Origin of the sequence: Couchioplanes caeruleus (genome assembly GCF_003751945.1) — a bacterium.
GTDB lineage: Bacteria > Actinomycetota > Actinomycetes > Mycobacteriales > Micromonosporaceae > Actinoplanes > Actinoplanes caeruleus.
Window position 1 is genome coordinate 5,407,538 of record NZ_RJKL01000001.1, and the last position, 18,706, is coordinate 5,426,243.

General features: G+C 71.8%; 17 protein-coding genes. 9 read left to right on the forward strand and 8 right to left on the reverse strand.

From position 1 onward, the window contains the following. Nucleotides 1-12 precede the first annotated feature (12 nt). Nucleotides 13-846, forward strand: a complete 834-nt coding sequence (locus tag EDD30_RS24145; protein ID WP_071806446.1) for a nucleotidyltransferase domain-containing protein — start codon at nucleotides 13-15, stop codon at nucleotides 844-846. Continuing rightward, the gene (locus EDD30_RS24150; protein WP_071806447.1) at nucleotides 843-1,580 is read left to right on the forward strand and encodes a Type 1 glutamine amidotransferase-like domain-containing protein; all 738 of its coding nucleotides are present in this window, start codon (nucleotides 843-845) and stop codon (nucleotides 1,578-1,580) included. Before EDD30_RS24145 ends, EDD30_RS24150 begins: the two co-directional genes overlap by 4 nt. Here EDD30_RS24150 and EDD30_RS24155 read toward each other — a convergent pair whose 3' ends face one another. The 4 genes from EDD30_RS24155 to EDD30_RS24170 form a co-directional block, all read right to left on the reverse strand. Then, entirely contained in the window at nucleotides 1,581-3,251 is a 1,671-nt protein-coding gene (locus EDD30_RS24155; protein WP_071806448.1) for a ThuA domain-containing protein, read from the reverse strand. Then, nucleotides 3,248-6,028 (reverse strand): PQQ-dependent sugar dehydrogenase, encoded by a 2,781-nt coding sequence (locus tag EDD30_RS24160; protein WP_244945384.1) that lies wholly within the window; start codon nucleotides 6,026-6,028, stop codon nucleotides 3,248-3,250. The genes EDD30_RS24155 and EDD30_RS24160 overlap by 4 nt, the downstream gene beginning before the upstream one ends. Nucleotides 6,029-6,158: 130 nt before the next feature. Then, nucleotides 6,159-6,521 (reverse strand): PH domain-containing protein, encoded by a 363-nt coding sequence (locus tag EDD30_RS24165; protein WP_071806450.1) that lies wholly within the window; start codon nucleotides 6,519-6,521, stop codon nucleotides 6,159-6,161. Between the two features lie 24 nt (nucleotides 6,522-6,545). Beyond that, complete coding sequence (locus tag EDD30_RS24170) at nucleotides 6,546-6,857, reverse strand: 4a-hydroxytetrahydrobiopterin dehydratase (protein WP_071806451.1); 312 nt, start codon at nucleotides 6,855-6,857, stop codon at nucleotides 6,546-6,548. A 180-nt stretch (nucleotides 6,858-7,037) separates the two neighbouring features. Between EDD30_RS24170 and EDD30_RS24175 the strand changes: the two genes are divergently transcribed. Beyond that, nucleotides 7,038-7,475: a (deoxy)nucleoside triphosphate pyrophosphohydrolase gene (locus EDD30_RS24175; RefSeq protein WP_211277840.1), complete on the forward strand. Its 438-nt coding sequence runs from the start codon at nucleotides 7,038-7,040 to the stop codon at nucleotides 7,473-7,475. On the opposite strand, the gene EDD30_RS24180 is transcribed toward EDD30_RS24175, so the two are convergent. Together EDD30_RS24180 and EDD30_RS24185 are read right to left on the reverse strand one after the other, a co-directional pair. Then, nucleotides 7,449-8,987, reverse strand: a complete 1,539-nt coding sequence (locus EDD30_RS24180) for a long-chain-fatty-acid--CoA ligase (protein WP_071806453.1) — start codon at nucleotides 8,985-8,987, stop codon at nucleotides 7,449-7,451. The genes EDD30_RS24175 and EDD30_RS24180 overlap by 27 nt on opposite strands. Further along, nucleotides 8,984-10,156, reverse strand: coding sequence for an acyl-CoA dehydrogenase family protein (locus EDD30_RS24185; RefSeq protein WP_071806454.1), 1,173 nt, complete (start codon nucleotides 10,154-10,156; stop codon nucleotides 8,984-8,986). Before EDD30_RS24185 ends, EDD30_RS24180 begins: the two co-directional genes overlap by 4 nt. Before the next feature lie 54 nt (nucleotides 10,157-10,210). Between EDD30_RS24185 and EDD30_RS24190 the strand changes: the two genes are divergently transcribed. Genes EDD30_RS24190 through EDD30_RS24200 form a run of 3 tightly spaced genes read left to right on the forward strand, consistent with a single transcriptional unit; the run spans nucleotide 10,211 to nucleotide 13,313 of the window. Further along, nucleotides 10,211-10,840 (forward strand): TetR/AcrR family transcriptional regulator, encoded by a 630-nt coding sequence (locus EDD30_RS24190; RefSeq protein WP_071806455.1) that lies wholly within the window; start codon nucleotides 10,211-10,213, stop codon nucleotides 10,838-10,840. Next, nucleotides 10,837-12,231 (forward strand): aldehyde dehydrogenase family protein, encoded by a 1,395-nt coding sequence (locus EDD30_RS24195; RefSeq protein WP_071806456.1) that lies wholly within the window; start codon nucleotides 10,837-10,839, stop codon nucleotides 12,229-12,231. Before EDD30_RS24190 ends, EDD30_RS24195 begins: the two co-directional genes overlap by 4 nt. A 38-nt stretch (nucleotides 12,232-12,269) precedes the next feature. Continuing rightward, nucleotides 12,270-13,313: an alcohol dehydrogenase catalytic domain-containing protein gene (locus EDD30_RS24200; RefSeq protein WP_211277841.1), complete on the forward strand. Its 1,044-nt coding sequence runs from the start codon at nucleotides 12,270-12,272 to the stop codon at nucleotides 13,311-13,313. Between the two features lie 16 nt (nucleotides 13,314-13,329). On the opposite strand, the gene EDD30_RS24205 is transcribed toward EDD30_RS24200, so the two are convergent. After that, complete coding sequence (locus EDD30_RS24205) at nucleotides 13,330-13,887, reverse strand: C40 family peptidase (RefSeq protein ID WP_084556531.1); 558 nt, start codon at nucleotides 13,885-13,887, stop codon at nucleotides 13,330-13,332. A 212-nt stretch (nucleotides 13,888-14,099) separates the two neighbouring features. After that, on the reverse strand, nucleotides 14,100-15,302 hold the full coding sequence (locus EDD30_RS24210) for an aminotransferase class V-fold PLP-dependent enzyme (protein ID WP_071806457.1): 1,203 nt from the start codon (nucleotides 15,300-15,302) through the stop codon (nucleotides 14,100-14,102). Nucleotides 15,303-15,378: 76 nt separating this feature from the next. Between EDD30_RS24210 and egtA the strand changes: the two genes are divergently transcribed. Genes egtA through egtC form a run of 3 tightly spaced genes read left to right on the forward strand, consistent with a single transcriptional unit; the run spans nucleotide 15,379 to nucleotide 18,706 of the window. Further along, complete coding sequence (gene egtA / locus EDD30_RS24215; RefSeq protein WP_244945385.1) at nucleotides 15,379-16,635, forward strand: ergothioneine biosynthesis glutamate--cysteine ligase EgtA; 1,257 nt, start codon at nucleotides 15,379-15,381, stop codon at nucleotides 16,633-16,635. Beyond that, nucleotides 16,632-17,957 carry an ergothioneine biosynthesis protein EgtB gene (gene egtB, locus EDD30_RS24220; protein WP_071806458.1) on the forward strand — a complete coding sequence of 442 codons (1,326 nt, stop codon included), beginning with the start codon at nucleotides 16,632-16,634 and terminating at the stop codon, nucleotides 17,955-17,957. The genes egtA and egtB overlap by 4 nt, the downstream gene beginning before the upstream one ends. Then, nucleotides 17,957-18,706 (forward strand): ergothioneine biosynthesis protein EgtC, encoded by a 750-nt coding sequence (egtC, locus tag EDD30_RS24225; protein WP_071806459.1) that lies wholly within the window; start codon nucleotides 17,957-17,959, stop codon nucleotides 18,704-18,706. The genes egtB and egtC overlap by 1 nt, the downstream gene beginning before the upstream one ends.

Sequence of the window (18,706 nt, forward strand, 5' to 3'; positions counted from 1 at the left end):
GAGGATGGCGGCGTGGCCTTGAGCGATGCGCGACTGTACGAGCTGGCGGAGCGTCTGGTGGCGGTGCCGGGAGTCGCCGGCGTCCTGCTCGGCGGCAGCCGCGCGCGGGGCACGCACACTCCCGACTCCGATACGGACCTCGGGCTCTACTACCGTCCTCCGCTCGACGTCGCCGCGCTCAACGCCCTCGCCCGCGAGGTGGCCGGCCCCCACGCCAAGGTCACCGCGCCCGGTGAGTGGGGGCCGTGGGTGGACGGCGGCGGGTGGCTCACCGTGGACGGCGCCGCCGTGGACTGGATCTACCGCGACCTCGACCGGGTCGCCCGGGCGGCGGAGGAGGCCGAGCGCGGTCGGTACGCGTTCCACACCCAGGCCGGGCACCCGCTCGGCGTCGCGGATTTCGCGTACGCCGGGGAAGTGGCCCTGGGTGTGATCCTGGCCGACCCGTCCGGCGAGCTGGCCGCGCTGCGGGCGCGCACCCGGACCGTCCCGCCGGCGCTGCGCGAAGCGCTGGTGAAGGGCCTCTGGGAGGCCGACTTCCTGATCGGCGTGGCGCGCAAGGCGGTGTCGCGTGGCGACTCGGCCTACGTCGCCGGCTGCCTCTTCCGCATCGTCGGCGTCTGCGCCCACGCCCTGCACGGCGCGGCCGGGCGGTGGCTCGTCAACGAGAAGGGCGCGGTGGCCGCGGCGGCGGCGCTGCCCGGCGCGCCCGAGCGGTTCCGGGAGCGGGTCGACGCGCTCTTCGCCCGGGTGGCCGCCGATCCGCTGCAGTTGTCGGCGGCCCTCGACGCGGCCACGGACCTCATTCTGGAGACCGCCGACGCGTGCGCCATGATGTCGCGATGACCGCCGATGAACCCACCATTCTCGCCACCAGCGCCGGCTTCGAGCGGGGCGCGCACGGACTCTTCGACCTGCGCCCCGGCCCGATCCATCACTTCGCCGCCGAGCTGGCGAACGCCGGTCCGGACGCCAGGTTCTGTTTCCTGCACCAGGCCATCGGCGACCCGGAGAACTGGATCGGTGCCACGTATGCGGCCTTCGCGAAGACCGGTTACCGGGCGTCGCATCTGCAGCTCTTCCCGATGCCCAACCACGAGGACATCCGCGCGCACCTGCTGGACCAGGACGTCATCTGGGTCAACGGCGGCAGCGTCGCCAACCTCTGCGCAGTCTGGCGGGTGCACGGCCTCGAGGAGATCCTGCACGAGGCGTGGCAGGCGGGTGTGGTGCTCGGTGGCGTCTCGGCGGGCTCGATCTGCTGGCATGCCGGCGGCAGCACGGACAGCTATGGGCTGAAGCTGCGCGGGTTCACCGACGGGCTGGGCTGGCTGCCGTACAGCAACGGGGTGCACTACGACGCCGAGGAGCAGCGCCGCCCGATGATGCACAAGCTGATCGGCGACGGGACGCTGCCCGACGGGTACGCGACCGACGACGGCGCCGGCCTTGTCTATCGCGGCACCCGGCTCGCCGAGGTGGTGGCCGACAAGGAGGGTCCGCTGGGCTACGAGCTGAAGCGGGCAGCGGACGGCTCGGTCGTCGAGACGCCGCTGCCCACCCGCGTGCTGAAGTACTAGCTAGGGGAGCGTCCACCGCTGGTTGGCGCCGCCGTGGCAGTCCCAGATGTGGATCTGCTGACCGTTGACCGGGCGGTTGGCGCTGACGTCGAGGCAGCGGCCGGACTGCGGGTTGCGGATCGTGCCGTCCGGCTGCGGCGCCCAGGTCTGGGCGCCGGTGCCGTTGCACGTCCACAGTTGCGCCCGGGTGCCGTTGGCCGTGCCGCCGCCGGCGACGTCCAGGCACTTGCCCAGCGCCTTGATGTCTCCGCCGGACGTGACGGTCCAATTCTGCGCGTTGGTCTGGTTGCACGTGTAGAGCTGGACCTTCGTGCCGTCGGCCGTACCCGCGCCGGCGACGTCGAGGCACTTGCCGGCCAGGCCGACGACGGGTCCGGTGCGCGGGGGGTTCGGGCCGCCGAGCTCCCTGACGCGGACGTTGCGGAAGGACACGTCGTCGCCCGCACCGTGGTTCTGCAGGCCGATGTGTCCGGCCAGGGAGCGCGCCGGGTCGGTGTTGGTGAAGTCGTTGATCTTTCGGCCGTTGAGGAAGATTTGCAGGCGTTCGCCCTCGACCAGGAGCTCGAAGGTGTTCCACTCGCCGGACGGGTTCAGTGCGGCGTCGCGGGCGGCGAGGTCGGCCGACTTGAAACCGTAGACCGCGCCGGTGGTGCGGTCGGGTGCGTCGGTGGCGTCGATCTGCACCTCATAGCCGTTGTTCACCGCGGACCACGGGTCGTTCGACGGCGGGAAGCCGAGGAAGACGCCGGAGTTGTCGTCGCCGGCCGTCTTCCAGTCGAGCTTGAGCGAGTAGCTCGTGAACTGCGCGGCGCTGTACCAGAACAGGCCCATGCCGCCGGTGGAGGTCAGGGTCGCGTCCGCGTTGGTGAAGCCGCCCGGGCCGGCCTGGGACCAGCCGGTCGTCGCGCCGTCGTAGAGCTTCGAGTAGCCCGTCTCGGGGCGGCAGTCGGCGTGAGCCTGTCCGGCCGCGTACCGGATGCCGCCGAGCAGGTGGGCGCGGAAGGCGGGATCGGCGTACGACTCTCGCGTGTGCCCGCCGCCGGTGTAGAAGGAGCGGCCGGCGTCGAGCGTCTTGCACCACGCGTGCGGGTGGTCGGCGCCCATCCGGCCGCCGGAGTACGTGCTCTCGTCGAGCGTGGCCAGCACGTGCGCGGTCGAGCGGGCGTTGGTGCGGTAGTCGTACCACTCGTCGGTGCGGTTCCAGCGCTGCGGCAGGTGGGCGGTCGCCGCGTGCGCCCGGTCCTCGAGCACCACGGTGGCGGATTGGATCGCCGGGTGGGAGGCGAACCAGGCGCCGACGAGCTCGCCGTAGAAGGGCCAGTCGTACTCCGTGTCGGCGGCGGCGTGCACGCCCGCGTACCCGCCTCCGCCGCGGATGTAGCTCTCGAAGGCGGCCTGCTGCCCGGCGTCGAGGACGTCGCCGGTGGTGTTGAGGAAGACGACCGCCTCGTACCCGGCGAGGCCGGCTGTGGTGAAAACGGCCGGGTCCTCGGTCGCGGTGACCGAGAAGCCGTGCTGGGCGCCGAGGTCGCGGACGGCCTGGGTGCCGGCTGCGATGGAGTCGTGCCGGAAGCCGGTCGTCCGGGAGAAGACCAGCACGTCGTACGGATCGTCGGCGGCCACCACCGGTGCCGGGATCAGGAGCAGGGCGGCGAGCAGTTTGCCGATCATGGCAGCACCCACTTCTGGTTGGCCGCGCCGTGGCAGTCCCAGATGTGGATCTGCTGGCCGTCGGCGGGATTGTTCGCGGAGACGTCGAGGCAGCGCCCCGACTGCGGGTTGCGGATCGTGCCGTCGGTCCGCGCCGACCAGGCCTGGGCGCCGGTGCCGTTGCACGTGTGGAGTTGGGCCCTGGTGCCGTTCGCGGTGCCGCCTCCGGCGACGTCGAGGCACTTGCCGAGGGCCTTGATCGTGCTCTCCGGGCTGACCGTCCAGGTCTGCGCCGCGGTGCCGTTGCACGTGTAGAGCTGGATCTTCGTGCCGTCGGCCGGGGAGCCGCCCGCCACGTCCAGGCACTTGCCGGCCAGGCCCCGGATCGCTCCCGTGCGTGCCGTGCCGGCGCCGTCGAGGGTGAAGGCGTCCACGTCGAACAAGGCGCCGGCGCCGCCGGAGAAGGTCAGGTAGAGCGTGCCACCCGCCGGCGGTGCGCCGCTGATCGCCCCGGTCACCTCGGTGAACGTTTCCCAGCTCCCGGTCACCGGGATCGCCGCCGAGCCGAGCACGGTGCCGGTCGGCGAGCCCATCCGAAGTTGCAGGATGCCGCCGGCGCCGCCGGAGGAGACCCGGGCGGTGAAGGAGACGGCCTTGTCCAGCCGGTACGGCTCGAACGCGATCCAGTCGCCGTTGTGGATGTTGCCGACGGTCTTGCCGCCCTCGGCCTGCGTCTTGGTGATCGGGGTGATGCCCGAGGCCGCCTTGTAGTGCTCGGCCTGGCGATGCCGGGGCTGGAGGATGTGCTGGGTGTGCGTGGTCAGGCCGCCGCCGTCGGTGTACCCGGCGTCGAAGACCGCGAAGATGTTCGCCGCGGAGTCGTGTTCACCGTCGACCGGAATCGGGATCGCGCCGGTACAGCCGGTGCGCGAGGTGATCTGGTGGCCGTGGTTGTCGTGGCCCAGGACGTAGGTCATCGTGACCTTCGCGCAATCGATCGACGGGTCCTCCGGGTCGGTGACCGCAACGGTGAACGGGACCGAGTCGCCGTAGGCGAACAGGGAACCGGCGGGCGGGTCGATGATGCGTACCGTCGGGGCGGTGTTGCCGACCGTGACCGTCACGGTCGCGGTGCCGGTGAGGCCCTCGGCGTCGGTCACCGTCAGCGTCGCGGCGAAGGTGCCGGTGCGGGTGTACGTCTTCGTCGGGTTGGCCGCGGTCGAGGTGGTGCCGTCGCCGAAGGCCCAGGAGTACGTCAGCGCCCCGCCCTCCGGATCCGAGGAGCCCGCCGAGGAGAACGTGACGGTCAGCGGTGGCTGCCCGGAGGTCCGATCGGCGCCGGCCACCGCGGTCGGTGCCCGGTTGGCCCCGGTGAGGTAGTCGAAGCGGTAGAGCGCGGAGTTCTCGTCGCCGGCGAAGTAGCCGGTGCCGTAGTCGAGGACGTACAGCGCGCCCTCCGGGCCGAAGGCCATGTCCATGACCTGCTTGCCCACCCAGGGGAACGCGGCGATCTCGCCCACCGAGCCGTCCGCGCCGACGTGGATCGGCTTGATCCAGCCGCGGCCCAGTTCGCCGGCGAAGAAGTGCCCGTCGAGGGAGGCCGGGAACTTCGTCGGCGAGGCGAGGTTCGCATCGAAGCGGTAGACCGGGCCGCCCATCGGGGACTCGGAGCCGCTGCCGAACTCGGGCGGGGAGCCGGCGTCGCCGCCGTATCTGATCCAGGCCGGACGGGCCGGCGGCAGCTTGCTCTGGCCGGTGTTGCGGAACGAGTTGTTGACCGGCCCGGCGGCGCAGTCGTACTTCGGTCCGGTGCTGTTGGTGGCGAAGTTCCACTCGTTGTAGGTCTCGGTGGGGGTGTTGGTGCCGGTGCAGTACGGCCAGCCGTAGTTGCCCGGACTGGTGATCCGGTTGAACTCCACCTGGCCGCCCGGACCTCGCGCGGGATTGGTGGCGCCCGCGTCCGGGCCGTAGTCGCCGAGGTAGACGATGCCGGTCGCCCGGTCGACGCTCATCCGGAACGGGTTGCGGAAGCCCATCGCGTAGATCTCGGGGCGGGTCAGCGGGGTGCCTGGCGGGAACAGGTTGCCGGCAGGGATCGAGTACGACCCGTTGCCGTTCACCTTGATCCGCAGTACCTTGCCGCGCAGATCGTTGGTGTTGCCGGCGCTGCGCTGTGCGTCGTAGCCGGGATTGCGGTTGGTCCGTTCGTCGAGCGGCGAGTAGCCGGCGGAGTCGAACGGGTTGGCGTCGTCGCCGGTGGACAGGTAGAGGTTGCCCGCCGCGTCGAAGTCGATGTCGCCGCCGACGTGGCAGCAGAGGCCGCGGTCGGCCGGCACGTCGAGGACGTCCACCTTGCTGGCCGGGTTGAGGCTGAAGTCGGCGTTGAGCGTGAACCGCGACAGCCGGTTGACGCCGTGCCAGGAAGTCCAGGTGGTGCCGGTGGCCGGGGCGTCGCCGGAGGGCGTGGCGAGCGGCGGCGCGTAGTAGAGGTAGATGTGCCGGTTGGTGCCGAAGCCCGGGTCGACGCCGACGCCCTGCAGCCCTTCCTCGTCGTGGCTGTAGACGGCGACCGTGCCGACGACGGTCGTGGTGCCGTTCGCGTCCGTACGCCGCAGCGTCCCGTTGCGTGCGGTGTGCAGCACGGAGCGGTCGGGCAGGACGGCGATCGCCATCGGCTCGCCGACCTCGGCGACGCCCTTGGCGAGGGTCACTTGCTGGTAGTCGTCGGGGTCGATGTCGTGGGCCCGCGCGGGGGCCGACACGGCGGTGAGCAGGGCCGCCGCCGTCACGGCCACCACGGCGACCGATCGAAGTCTTGAATGTATGAATGTCTTGCGGGCATGGGGGCACGCTAAACACTTCTCACAGTGCTGTCCACGCTTTAGGTCACCACGGATGAACTTTCGTTCATGGCGACAAAAGTGGCGCTCAGGCGGCGTAATGCAGGATTACGTTGTGGACGTGGTGGGTCTTGTCCGAGCCGCGGAACTCGACCTCGTACACATGCTGGCCGACGGTGATCGCGATGGTGCCGGTGGAGAAGTACTGCCCGGCCCAGCTCTTGTTGCTGACCACGCTCACGCTGCTGATCTTCGAATACGGAATGCTCGTGATCGCGAAGCGCTTGCCGACGAAGGACTTGTCCTGGATGATCACTCGACGGTCGGTCAGGCCGATGAAGCCGGTGCCGACGCCGACCGCGTCGTAGACCGCGATGATCTGTTCACCCTCGAGGAGGCCGGACGCGACCTGCTGGTACTGACCCTTGCTGTCGTAGACCGGAGCCGTCATGCTGCCGAGGCTAGCGAGCCGGCGCTACCGTGGCCCGACGACCGTGCGGTAGGCGTCCTCGATCCGGGCGGCCAGGGTGACCTCACCGTCGGTGATGGCGCCGCCGTCCGACGCGCCGAGCAGGATCTGGGTGTGACCATCCGCGCGCTGTATGCGCGGCCGCAGGCGCAGGGTGTCGGCGGCGACCTTTATCCGCTCGGTCAGGGCGGCGTGCTGACTGTCGTCGCAGGGCAGAACCCGTTTGAGCTGGACTCCGTCCCGGGTCCAGCCGCCCAGCACCGCGAGTGCGTCGGTCAGGTAATCGGGGCGGGCGCCCCGTGTCTTCCTGCCCCGCATGGCCCACCTCCCAGGCGTCGTTGCCGGCTTGTGGCCAAACTGTCGCCATGTCGTCATGTCAGTGCCCACAGTGTGGTCCGCACCGTCAACGATGTCCACGCCCACATATCCGTGTTCTCGTGACGATCGGGACGCATCGTTCAACCTGTTCGGTCAAGATTTGTGGCACGCTCTAGGCTCATGCCCCCTGGACAGCACGTCAGCGTCTCGCCGTCACGCAGAGTGATCGTTGCGGCCGCCATCGTCAAGGACGGCCGGGTGTTGGCCTGCGAACGGTCCGCGCCCGCCGAGGTCGCGGGACGCTGGGAATTCCCCGGCGGCAAGGTCGAGCCCGGGGAGAGCGACGCCCAGGCCCTCGCCCGCGAATGCGTGGAGGAGCTGGGCGTCCACGTGGAGGTCGGCGCCCGGGTCGGTCCGGACGTGTCGCTGGCGCACGGCCGCGCCGTGCTGCGCGTCTTCGCCGTCACGCTCCGGGACGGCGACGTGCCGCGCGCCCTGGAGCACACCGCGATGCGCTGGCTCGCCGTCGACGAGCTCGGCAGCGTGCCGTGGCTGCCCGCCGACAAGCCGATCGTGGCGGAGCTTCCCGCGCTACTGGCCGCCGAACGTCTTGCGTAGCTCCCGTTTGAGCACCTTGAAGCTCGGGCCCATCGGCAACTGCTCGACGAAGCGGACCTGACGCGGATACTTGTGCCGGCCCAGCCGCTCCTTGGACCACTCGATGAGCTCCTCGGCGGTCACTCCGCCCGGGTCCGGCACCACGACCGCGCAGATCTCCTCGCCGTGCACCGCATCCGGCACCCCGATCACCGCGACCTGCACGACCGCGGGGTGGCGAGCCAGCACCTCCTCGACCTCACGCGGGTAGACGTTGAAACCGCCGCGGATGACCAGGTCCTTCTTGCGGTCGACGATGGTGATGCGGCCGTCGGCGTCCTTGGTGCCCAGGTCGCCGCTGCGGAACCAGCCGTCGACCAGGGCCTGGGCGGTCTCCTCCGGCCGGTTGAGGTAGCCGGCGAAGACGTTGTGGCCGCGGACCACGATCTCGCCCAACTCCCCGGCGGGCAGCAGCTCGACGCGGTCGTCGACCTTGGCCCGGGCGATCTCCACCTCGACGCCCCAGATCGGATGCCCGATGGTGCCGGGCCGGGCGCCGAACGCCGGCTGGTTGGCGGTCGCGGTCGGGGAGGTCTCGGAGAGCCCGTACCCCTCGAAGATGGTGGCCCCGAAGGTCTCGGTGAACCGTTCCAGGACGGCGATCGGGAGGGAGGCGCCGCCGGAGACGCAGAGCCTCAGATCGGGCAGGCGGTCGGCCTTGGCGGCCGCCTCCAGCAGGGCGACATACATCGTCGGTACGCCGTGGAAGGCGGTCACGCGCTCGCTGACCATCAGCTCGATCGCGGCCTCACCGGTGAAGCGGGGCAGCAGCACGAGCGTGTTGCCGACGCGGAACGCGCCGTTCATGCTCACGGACTGGCCGAAGGTGTGGAACAGCGGCAGGCAGCCCAGGACCACGTCCTCGTGGCGCACGTCGTTGACGTCGAAGACGTTGACGGTCGCGTTCATCACCAGGTTGAGGTGGGTCAGCAGGGCGCCCTTCGGTTTCCCGGTCGTGCCGCTCGTGTAGAACACCACCGCGACGTCCTCGGCTTCGCGGGACACGTAGGTCGGCAGTCTGGGGACCGCCACGACGGCCTTCTCCAGGCGTGGCGGGGCCTCCGGCAGATCGGGCGGCAGCGGACCCACGGAGACGAGCCGGACGCCGGCCTTCAACGCGGCTGCGGCCGCCGTCGGGAGCTGGCTGGAGTGCGCCACGAGAATGCTCGCGCCGCTGTCGCGAAGGACATAGGCCATCTCCTCGGGGGTCAGCAGCAGGTGCACCGGCACGACGCGCGCGCCGGCGGCGAGCGCGCCGTAGTAGACCCGGGGGAAGTCGGTGATGTTGGGAATCAGCACGGCCACGGCGTCGTCGGGCCGTACGCCCAGCTCTTGCAGGCCCGCCGCGTAGGCGAGGGATTCCGCCCAGAGGTCCCGGTAGGTGGTGCGGGTGTCGCCGTCGACCACGGCGACCTTGTCAGGATATCGGCGGGCGGACTCGGCGAGGATGGTGGCCAACGACAGAGCGGTCATGCCAGGTGTCCTCCGATTTTGGTGTATCCCCGCAGCAGATCGCGGGAGATGATCAGGCGTTGCATCTCGTCGGTGCCTTCGTAGATGCGCATCAGGCGGACCTGGCGGTACCAGCGCTCGATGGGCAGCTCGCGGGTGTAGCCCATGCCGCCGTGGATCTGCAGGACCCGGTCCACCACGTGGTTGACCATGTTCGCGCCGTAGAGCTTCGCCATCGAGGACGAGTGCCGCGGGTCTCCGCCCTGGTCGACCGTCCAGGCCGCGCGCAGGGTCAGCCAGCGGGCCGCCTCCAGCTCGACCTCGGAGTCCGCGATCATCCACTGGATGGCCTGGTTCTCGCCGATCCGGCGGCCGAAGGTCTCGCGGGTGTTGGCGTAGTCGATCGCCATGCCGAGCGCCCGCTCGGCGATGCCCAGCGCGTGCGACGGGATCAGGTAGCGGCCCTTGCCGATCCACTTCATGCCGAGCTCGAAGCCCTGACCGATCTCGCCGAGGATGTTGCGCGAAGGCACCCGGACGTCGTCGAAGACCAGCGCGGCCGGGCCGCCCTCGCCCATGGTCTGGATGAACTCCGAACGCCACCCCATGTCGCGGTCGACCAGGAAGGCGGTGGTGCCGCCGCCGCGGACGCCCTTCTCCCGGTCGGTCACCGCGACCACGATGACGAAGTCGGCGTCGTTGCCGTTGGTGATGAAGGTCTTTTCGCCGTTGAGGATCCAGTCGTCGCCGTCCTGCCGCGCGCTGAGCTTGATGTTCGCGGCGTCCGAGCCGGCGCCCGGCTCGGTGATCGCGAAGCAGGAAATCCGTTCGCCCTCGATGGTGGGGATCAGGTACTCCCGCTTCTGCTCGGGGTTGGCGTGATAAAGGATGTTGTCCGCCTCGCCGCCGAACGAGAACTGGACGAACGAGCGGCCGGCCTCGGTCCAGATCAGGGACTGCATGACGGCGGGCAGGTTCATGCCGCCGTACTCCTCCGGAGTGGACAGTCCCCAGAAACCGAACTTCTTCGCCTTGAGTCGGAGCTCGCGCAGCTCGCTGCGGTCCAGGCCGGGCCGGTGCTCCCGCTCGCGGCGCAGCGCCTCCTGCTCGAGCGGCATGACCTCGCGGGTGATGAACTGGCGGGCGGTGTCGCGGACCGCCCGCTCTTCGTCGCTGAGTGAAAAGTCCACGTGCTAAAACTAGCGGCGTAAGTTTTCCGGAGTCCAGAGCCGCAGGAGCGTGAAATGGCCCGCCCCCGCCAGCCGGTGCTCACCCGGCAGCGGATCGTCGAGGTGGCGGCCGCTCTCGTGGACGCCGAGGGGCTCGAGGCCGTCTCCGTGCGCCGACTCGCCACGGAGCTCGGCGTCGCCGGGCCGTCCCTCTACCACCATTTCGCCACCAAGAACGAGATTCTGGACGCGGTCGCCGACGCGGTGGTCGCCCAGGTGGACGTCTCTTCCTTCGCCACGCACGGGTGGGCGGACGCGCTGCGGCACTGGGCGAACTCGTACCACGCGGTGCTGTGCGCCCACCCGAACATCGTTCCGGTGCTGGCCCAGGGCCCCGGGCGCCGCCCGGCGGCCCTCGCCATGGCCGACACCGTCTACGGCGGCCTCATCGACGCGGGCTGGCCGCCGGCGCGCGCCACCCACATCGGCGCGCTGATGCGCTATCTGGTGCAGGGTTCGGCGCTCGGCTCCTTCGCCCAGGGCTTCGACGAGGACCCGAAGTTGTACGCCGAGCGCTACCCCCACCTGCGCGACGCCCACCTGCTCGCCGAGCACCGCCGCAGCGTCGACGAAGGGGCGTTCGCGCTCGGCCTGGACACCGTGATCACCGGCCTCGAGGCCATGCGGAACGGAGTGCAGCGATGAACCGGGACATGATCTACCTCGGCGGCCGCTGGGTCGCATCGTCGTCGGCGGAGACGATCGCGGTGGAGAACCCGGCGACCGAGGAGATCCTCGGCCGCGTGCCCGCCGGCACCGCCGAGGACGTGGACCGGGCCGTCGCCGCCGCGCGCGCCGCCTTCGACGGGTGGGCCGCCACTCCCATGGCCGAGCGCGGCGCCTTCCTCGGCAGGCTGCACGAGGCGCTCGCCGCCCGGGCGGGCGACATCGCCCGCACCGTCGGGCTCGAGCTCGGCACGCCGCTCAAGATCGCGAGGGCGGTCCAGACCGGACTTCCGCTCACCGTGCTGCGGGGGTACGCGGACCTGGCCGCCCAGCCCGCCGCGGAGGAGACGATCAACAACTCGCTGGTGGTCCGCGAGCCCGTGGGCGTGGTCGGTGCGATCACGCCGTGGAACTATCCGCTGCACCAGGTGGTCGCCAAGGTGGCCGCCGCCCTCGCCGCCGGTTGCACCGTGGTGCTCAAGCCGAGCGAGCTCACGCCGCTGGTCGCGTACCTTCTCGTCGACGCCGCCGACGAGATCGGCCTGCCCGCCGGGGTCCTGAACCTCGTGCCCGGCACCGGCCCGGTCGTCGGCGCCGCGATCGCCGCCCACCCGCACGTCGACATGGTGTCCTTCACCGGCTCCACCGCCACCGGCCGGGCGATCTCGCACGCGGCCGCAGACCGCATCGCCCGGGTCGCGCTGGAGCTGGGCGGCAAGTCCGCCAACGTGATCCTCGAGGACGCGGACGTGACGAAGGCGGTGAAGGTCGGCGTCGCCAACGCGTTCCTCAACTCCGGTCAGACCTGCGCGGCGTGGACCCGCATGCTGGTCCACCGCGCCCACTACGACGCCGCGGTCGAACTGGCCGCGTCCGCGGCGGCCGGCTACCTCGCCGGCGACCCGTTCGACGAGACCACCCGGCTCGGCCCGCTGGTCTCGGCGGCGCAGCGCGACCGGGTACGCGGCTTCATCGCGCGTGCGGAGGCCCGGCTCGTCGCCGGTGGCGCGCCCGTGCCGGAGAAGGGGTATTTCGTGGCGCCCACCATCTTCGCGGACGTGGACCCGGACAGTGAGCTGGCCCAGGAAGAGATCTTCGGGCCGGTCCTGTCGATCATTGCGTTCTCCGACGACGATGAGGCGGTGCGCATCGCGAACAACTCCCGCTACGGCCTCGCCGGCGGCGTCTGGGGCGAGCCCGGCCGGGCTCGCGCGGTGGCCAGCCGGATGCGCACCGGGGCGGTCGACATCAACGGCGGCGCGTTCAACCCGCTCGCGCCGTTCGGTGGCTACAAGCAGTCAGGCTTCGGCCGTGAGTTCGGTGTTCACGGTCTCAACGAGTTCCAGCAGACGAAGGCGATCCAGCAGTGACGGCTCACATCCGTGCCCTCGTGGCGCGCGACCAGGGCATGGCGCCCACGGTCGAGGAGATCCATCTTCCCGAGATCGGTCCCGGTCAGGTCCGGGTCCGCATCCGCGCGGCCGGCGTGTGCCACTCCGACCTGTCGATGGTGAACGGCACGTTGAGACCGCCGCACCCGCTGATCCTCGGACACGAGGCGGCCGGCGAGGTGGTCGAGGTGGGCGCGGGCGTCACCCGCGTCTCCCCGGGTACGCACGTCGTCCTCGACTGGTCGCCCCCGTGCCGCGACTGCTGGCACTGCACCCACGGCGAACCGTGGCTGTGTGCGGCGGCGAACGTGGCGGCGCTGGAGAACGGCATGACGCTCGACGGCGCGCCGGTGCACGTGATGCTGGGGCTGGGCGCCTTCGCCGAGCAGGTCGTGGTGCCGGAACGCGCCGTGATCGCCGTACCGTCGGAACTCGGTTGGGAGAGCGCGGCCCTGCTCGGCTGCGCGGTGCTGACCGGCACCGGCGCGGTCCGCAACACAGCCAAGGTCGGCGCGGGCGACGCGGTGGTGGTGCTCGGCCTGGGCGGCGTCGGTCTGTCGGTGGTCTCGGCCGCGCGCGCCGCCGGAGCGGCGACGGTGATCGCCGTGGACGTGTCGGAGGGCAAGAAGGCCCTGGCCGAGGCGGCGGGCGCGACCGACTTCGTGGTGTCGGGCGAGACGCTGTCGAAGGACATCCGGGCCCGCACGCAGGGGCGCGGCGCGGACCACGCATTCGAGTGCGTCGGCCGGGCGGCGACGATCCGCGCGGCCTGGCGCGCCACCCGCCGCGGCGGTCAGGTGACGGTGGTCGGCATGGGCCGGGCCGACGACATGGTCGAGCTGAGCGCGCTGGACATCTTCACGTCGGCGCGGAGCCTGCGGGCCTCGGTGTACGGATCGTCCGATCCGGACGTCGAGGTGCCGCTGCTCGCCCGTGAGGTGCTGTCGGGAGCGCTGAAGCTGGACCATCTCGTCACGGACCGCATCACACTGGCGGACGTGCCGGCGGCGTTCGAGCGGATGGCGTGCGGCGAGGGCGCCCGCTCCGTGGTCACCTTCTGATCCGGCTCGCGACCCCTCAGCCGATCAGCCGCCGGAACTGCAGCGTCGACGTGCGGTAGATGAGCCGTTCCGTCACCCGGCGTCCCGAACCCGGCGCGTCCACCATGCGCCACCGGCCCACCAGGATGCCGACGTGGCCGCGCATGGCGACCAGGTCGCCGACCCGGGCCGCCCGGGGCGTGACCCGCTTGCCGCGCCGGGCCTGGGCCCTCGACGAGTGCGGGAGGCGGATGCCCACCACCCGGTAGGTGCGGGCGGTCAGTCCCGAGCAGTCCCACCGGTGCGGGCCGCTGGCGCCGTAGGCGTACCGGTCGCCGCGCTGTGCCCGGGCGTACGCGACGACCCGGACCCGCGCGCGGGCGTGCCGCTGGGCCAGTTGCCGTGCCGTCAGCCGCGGCGCCAATGCCTGCGGCCGGAGCAGGCGCTTCTCAGCCGAGACGACGGGAGCCTCCAGCGGCCTGGCGGGTGCTGCCTTCGTGGGCGCGGGCAGCAGCAGGAAGGAGAGCGCACCGGCGCAGGCGGCCAGGCGCAGCGGGCTCGTGGACAGTGCGGCTCCTCGGTCGGCCCGGGGCATGGGCCGAATCCGGGCGGAATGTCTGACTGGCGGACCGTAACTCGGCACTGTCTTCACCGGTCAATCCGCACAGCCGGGAGCCCGCGTCAAGGTGGCGCGCGCGGCGGGGAACCCCGGAGCCCGGCCACTCGTTGATCTTGTCCATGGTGGCCGGGCCGCCGCATCGGGGAGCCCGCGCGAGCCCTCCTGCCGATCACCGGTACGGGTGATCCTCAGCGGGGGAGATGGCGGCAGAGCCGGTCCAGCTCCTCCTCGGTATTGTAGTAATGTACGGATGCTCGTACCACGTCATCCAGGCCGCGTCCCTTGAGGTGCCACTGGGCGTAATCTGCAGAGCTCGTGCTGGTGTTGATCCCGGCGGCACCGAGCGTGCGCTTCACCTCGGCCGCGTCGACGCCGGCGACGGTGAACGTCACGATGCCGCCCAGCCTGGCGCCGCGGTCGTGCACCGAGACGCCGGGCAGGTCGCGCAGCCGCTGCCGCAGAGCCTCCCCCAGCATGGCGATGCGGCCGGTGGTCGCCTCGACGTCCCAGGACAGCGCGTAGTCGGCCGCCGCGCCCAGGCCGAGCTTCGTCGCGTAGTTGGTCTCCCAGGTCTCGAAGCGGCGGGCGTCCGGGCGGATCTCGTACCGGTCCGGCGCCGGCCAGCTCGCCGCGTGCAGGTCGAGCAGCGGTGGTTCGAGGCGCTGGGCGAGCTCGCGGCGGGCATAGAGGAATCCGGTGCCCCGTGGGGCGCGCAGGAACTTGCGCCCGGTCGCCGAGAGCAGGTCGCAGCCGATCTCCCGGACGTCGATCGGGATCTGGCCGACGGACTGGCAGGCGTCGAGCAGGAACGGCACTCCGGCGGCGCGGGTAAGCTTGCCGACCTCTGCCGCAGGGTTCACCAGGCCACCGGAGGAGGGTACGTGGGTCAGCGCGACCAGCTTCACCGTCTCGTCCAGGCGTCTGCCCAGGTCGGACACGTCGATCTGGCCGTGCTCGTCGTCGTCGACCAGCTCGACGACCGCGCCGGTGCGGCGGGCCACCTGGAGCAGGGCGATGACGTTGCTCGCGTACTCGGCCCGGGTGGTCAGGATGCGGTCGCCCGGCCGAAAACCGAACCCGTAGAACGCCATGTCCCAGGCGCGGGTCGCGTTCTCCACCACGGCGATCTCGTCCGGGTCGGCGCCGATCAGGCGGGCGAGCGAGCGGTAGACGTCCTCGACCCGCTCGGCGGCCTCCGCCGCGGCCTCGTAGCCGCCGATCCGGCTCTCCCGCTGCAGGTGGGCGATGACGGTGTCGGTGACCACGGCCGGCGGCAGGGCGGCGCCGGCGTTGTTGAGGTGGGTGACCGTGGCGCAGCCCGGGGTTTCCCGGCGGGCGCGGTCGACGTCGACGGTGGCGATGGCAACTCCCTGGTCCGCGGTATGGCACAAAACCTACCGTCACGCGCTGCGTCCCATCGAAACATATGTGTATGGTCTCGAAGGAATTACCACTCAAAGGAGAGCTGTGACTACCGAAAGTAGTGACGACGATCCGGCGGAGAACATTCTGCGGCGTCTCTCCGACGCCGCAGAACACGTCTCCGGCATCTGCTTCAAGACCGGTCCACCCCGTCGCGTCGGCGTCGAACTGGAATGGACCACCCACCGCGCCGCCCTTCCCGCGGCGCACCTGCGGGCCGCCGACCTGAACGGGGCACTCGGACCCCACGCACCCGCAGCCCTCGGCAATACCGAGCCCCTGCCGCTTCCCGCCGGCGGCACCGTCACCGTCGAACCCGGTGGCCAGCTCGAGATCTCCTCCGCGCCGGCCGGTTCCCTCGCCGCCCTGCATTCCGCCGTCGCCGCCGACCGGCAAGCGCTGGCCGACCTCCTCGCCGGCTCCGGCATCGTCCTCGGCGAGCGGGGTCTCGACCCCCACCGGCCGCCGGTACGTATTCTCGACACCCCCCGCTACGCGGCCATGCAGCACGCCTTCGACCGCGTCGGCACCCCGTACGGGCGCACGATGATGTGCAGCACCGCCGGGTTGCAGGTCTGCCTGGACGCCGGGACCGAGGCCCGGATGCCGGCCCGGTGGGGTGCCGTGCACGACCTCGGCCCACCCCTGCTGGCCGCCTTCGCCACCTCCCGGATGCACGCCGGCCGCGACACCGGCTGGGCCAGCGGCCGGATGGCGGCCTGGTACGGCATCGACCGCCGCCGCAGCGGCCCGGTGCCTGCGTCCGCCGATCCCACCGACGGCTGGGTCCGCTACGTCCTCGCCGCTCCGGTGCTGTGCGTACGGCGCGCCCACGGTCGCTGGGACACCCCGGACGGGATCACCTTCGCCGACTGGATCGCCGGGGCGCTGCACCGGCAGCCCACCGTGGACGATCTCGACTACCACATCAGCACGCTCTTCCCCCCGGTACGCCCGCGCGGCTACCTGGAGGTCCGGTACCTCGACGCGCAACCCGGCCCCGAGTGGATCGCCCCGGTCGCCGTGCTGTGCGCCTTGCTCGCCGACGACGCCGTCACCGACACGGCCCGCGACCTCGCCGGGCCCGCCGCCGGACGCTGGCGGGAGGCGGCCCGCGACGGCCTCGCCGACCCCGTGGTCGGGGCGTGCGCGGCCGACCTCCTCGACCTCGCCTGCCGCGGTCTCGACCGGACCGGCCTGCCCGGCCCGGCCCGCGACCTGGTGGCCGGCATCGTCGACCGGCGCCTGCACGGCGGCGACGCCGTCCACGCCGGTTCACCCAGGAAGGACCAGTTCCGATGACCCAGGACCTGCGGCTCACCGTCGCCGCCGAGCTGGAGCGCGCGCGAGCGCGGACCACCCTGCTCACCGACGCCGTCGACGACGGCGACCTCGTCCGCCAGCACTCGCCCCTGATGTCGCCGCTCGTCTGGGACCTCGCCCACGTCGGCAACCAGGAGGAGCTGTGGCTGGTGCGTGACGTCGGCGGGCGCGAGCCGGTGCGCCGCGACATCGACGAGCTTTACGACGCCTTCAAACACCCCCGGCCGAACCGCCCGGCGCTGCCGCTGCTCGACCCGGCCGAGGCCCGCGCGTACGTCGGCCAGGTGCGTGACAAGGCCCTCGACGTCCTCGACCGGGTACGGCTGACCGACCGGAAACTGGTCGCCGGCGGATTCGCGTTCGGGATGATCGTCCAGCACGAGCAGCAGCACGCCGAGACGATGCTGGCCACGCACCAGCTCCGCGCCGGCGCACCCGTGCTGCAGGCGCCGGCACCGCCGCCGGCCCGGGTGAGCGCCTCCGGCGAGGTGCTGATCCCCGGCGGGCCGTTCACGATGGGCACCGACACCGAGCCGTGGGCGCTGGACAACGAGCGCCCCGCGCACCCGGTCGACGTCCCGGCGTTCTTCATCGACGTCGCCCCGGTCACCAACGCCGAGTACGCGGCCTTCATCGCCGACGGCGGCTATGACGATCCGCGGTGGTGGAGCCGGCGGGGCTGGGCGCACCGGCAGGAGGCGGGGCTGAGCGCGCCGATGCACTGGCGGCGGGACGGCGACGGGTGGGCGTACACGCGGTTCGGGCGTACCGAGCGGGTCGTCGCCGACGAGCCGGTGGTGCACGTCTGCTTCTTCGAGGCCGAGGCGTACGCGTCCTGGGCCGGGCGGCGGCTGCCGACCGAGGCCGAGTGGGAGAAGGCCGCGCGGCACGATCCCGCCACCGGCCGCTCGCGCCGCTATCCGTGGGGCGACGACGCGCCCGGGCCGGAGCACGCCAACCTCGGCCAGCGGCATCTGGCGCCCGCCCGGGTGGGCGCATACCCCGAGGGTGCCTCGCCGCTGGGTGTGCACCAGCTCATCGGCGACGTCTGGGAGTGGACCGACTCCGGCTTCCACGGCTACCCCGGCTTCGAGGTGTTCCCGTACGCGGAGTACTCGCAGGTGTTCTTCGGCGGGGACTACAAGGTGCTGCGTGGCGGCTCCTTCGGCACCGATGCGGCGGCGTGCCGCGGCACCTTCCGCAACTGGGACCATCCGATCCGGCGGCAGATCTTCAGCGGCTTCCGCTGCGCCCGCGACGCCGGCCCTCTCGCCGCGACCGACGGCCTGGAGGCCGTCTGATGTGCCGTCACGTCGCGTACGTGGGCCCGCCGCAGCCGCTGGCCCCTCCGTTGTTCGACGCGCCGCACGCGCTGGCTCGGCAGGCCTGGGCGCCGCGGGACATGCGCGGCGGCGGCACCATCAACGCCGACGGGTTCGGCGTCGCGTGGTACCCATCGGGCGGAGGCGATCCCGTTCGTTATCGGGGCGCGCATCCTTTGTGGTCGGACACAGCACTCCCGGCGCTCGCTGTCACGACCGTGGCGTCGGCGTTCCTCGCCGCGGTCCGTTCTGCGACCGAGGGCATGCCCGTCGTCGAGACCGCGGCAGCCCCGTTCACCGAGGGCCCGTGGGCGTTCAGCCACAACGGTGTCGTCCGCGGCTGGCCGCACACCGTCTCCCGGCTGGCCGGCACGCTGCCCGTGGCCGACCTTCTCACGCTCGACGCCCCGACCGATGCCGCGTTGTTGTGGGCGCTGGTCCGGAACCTGCTGAGGGCCGGGAAGCCGGCGGCGGAGGCCGTCGCCGACGTGGTCGCCGAGGTCTCGGCGGCCGCGCCCGGATCCCGGCTCAACCTGCTGCTCACCGACGGCCGGCAGATCGTCGCCACCACCGCCGGGCACGCGCTGTCCGTGCGCGCGGGCGCGGGCGCCGTCCTCGTCAGCTCCGAACCGCTCGATCCCGGCCCGGAGTGGGAGCCCGTGCCGGAGGGTCGGCTCCTCGTCGCCACCCCGTCCACCGTGAACCTCACTCCGCTAGGGAGATCGTGA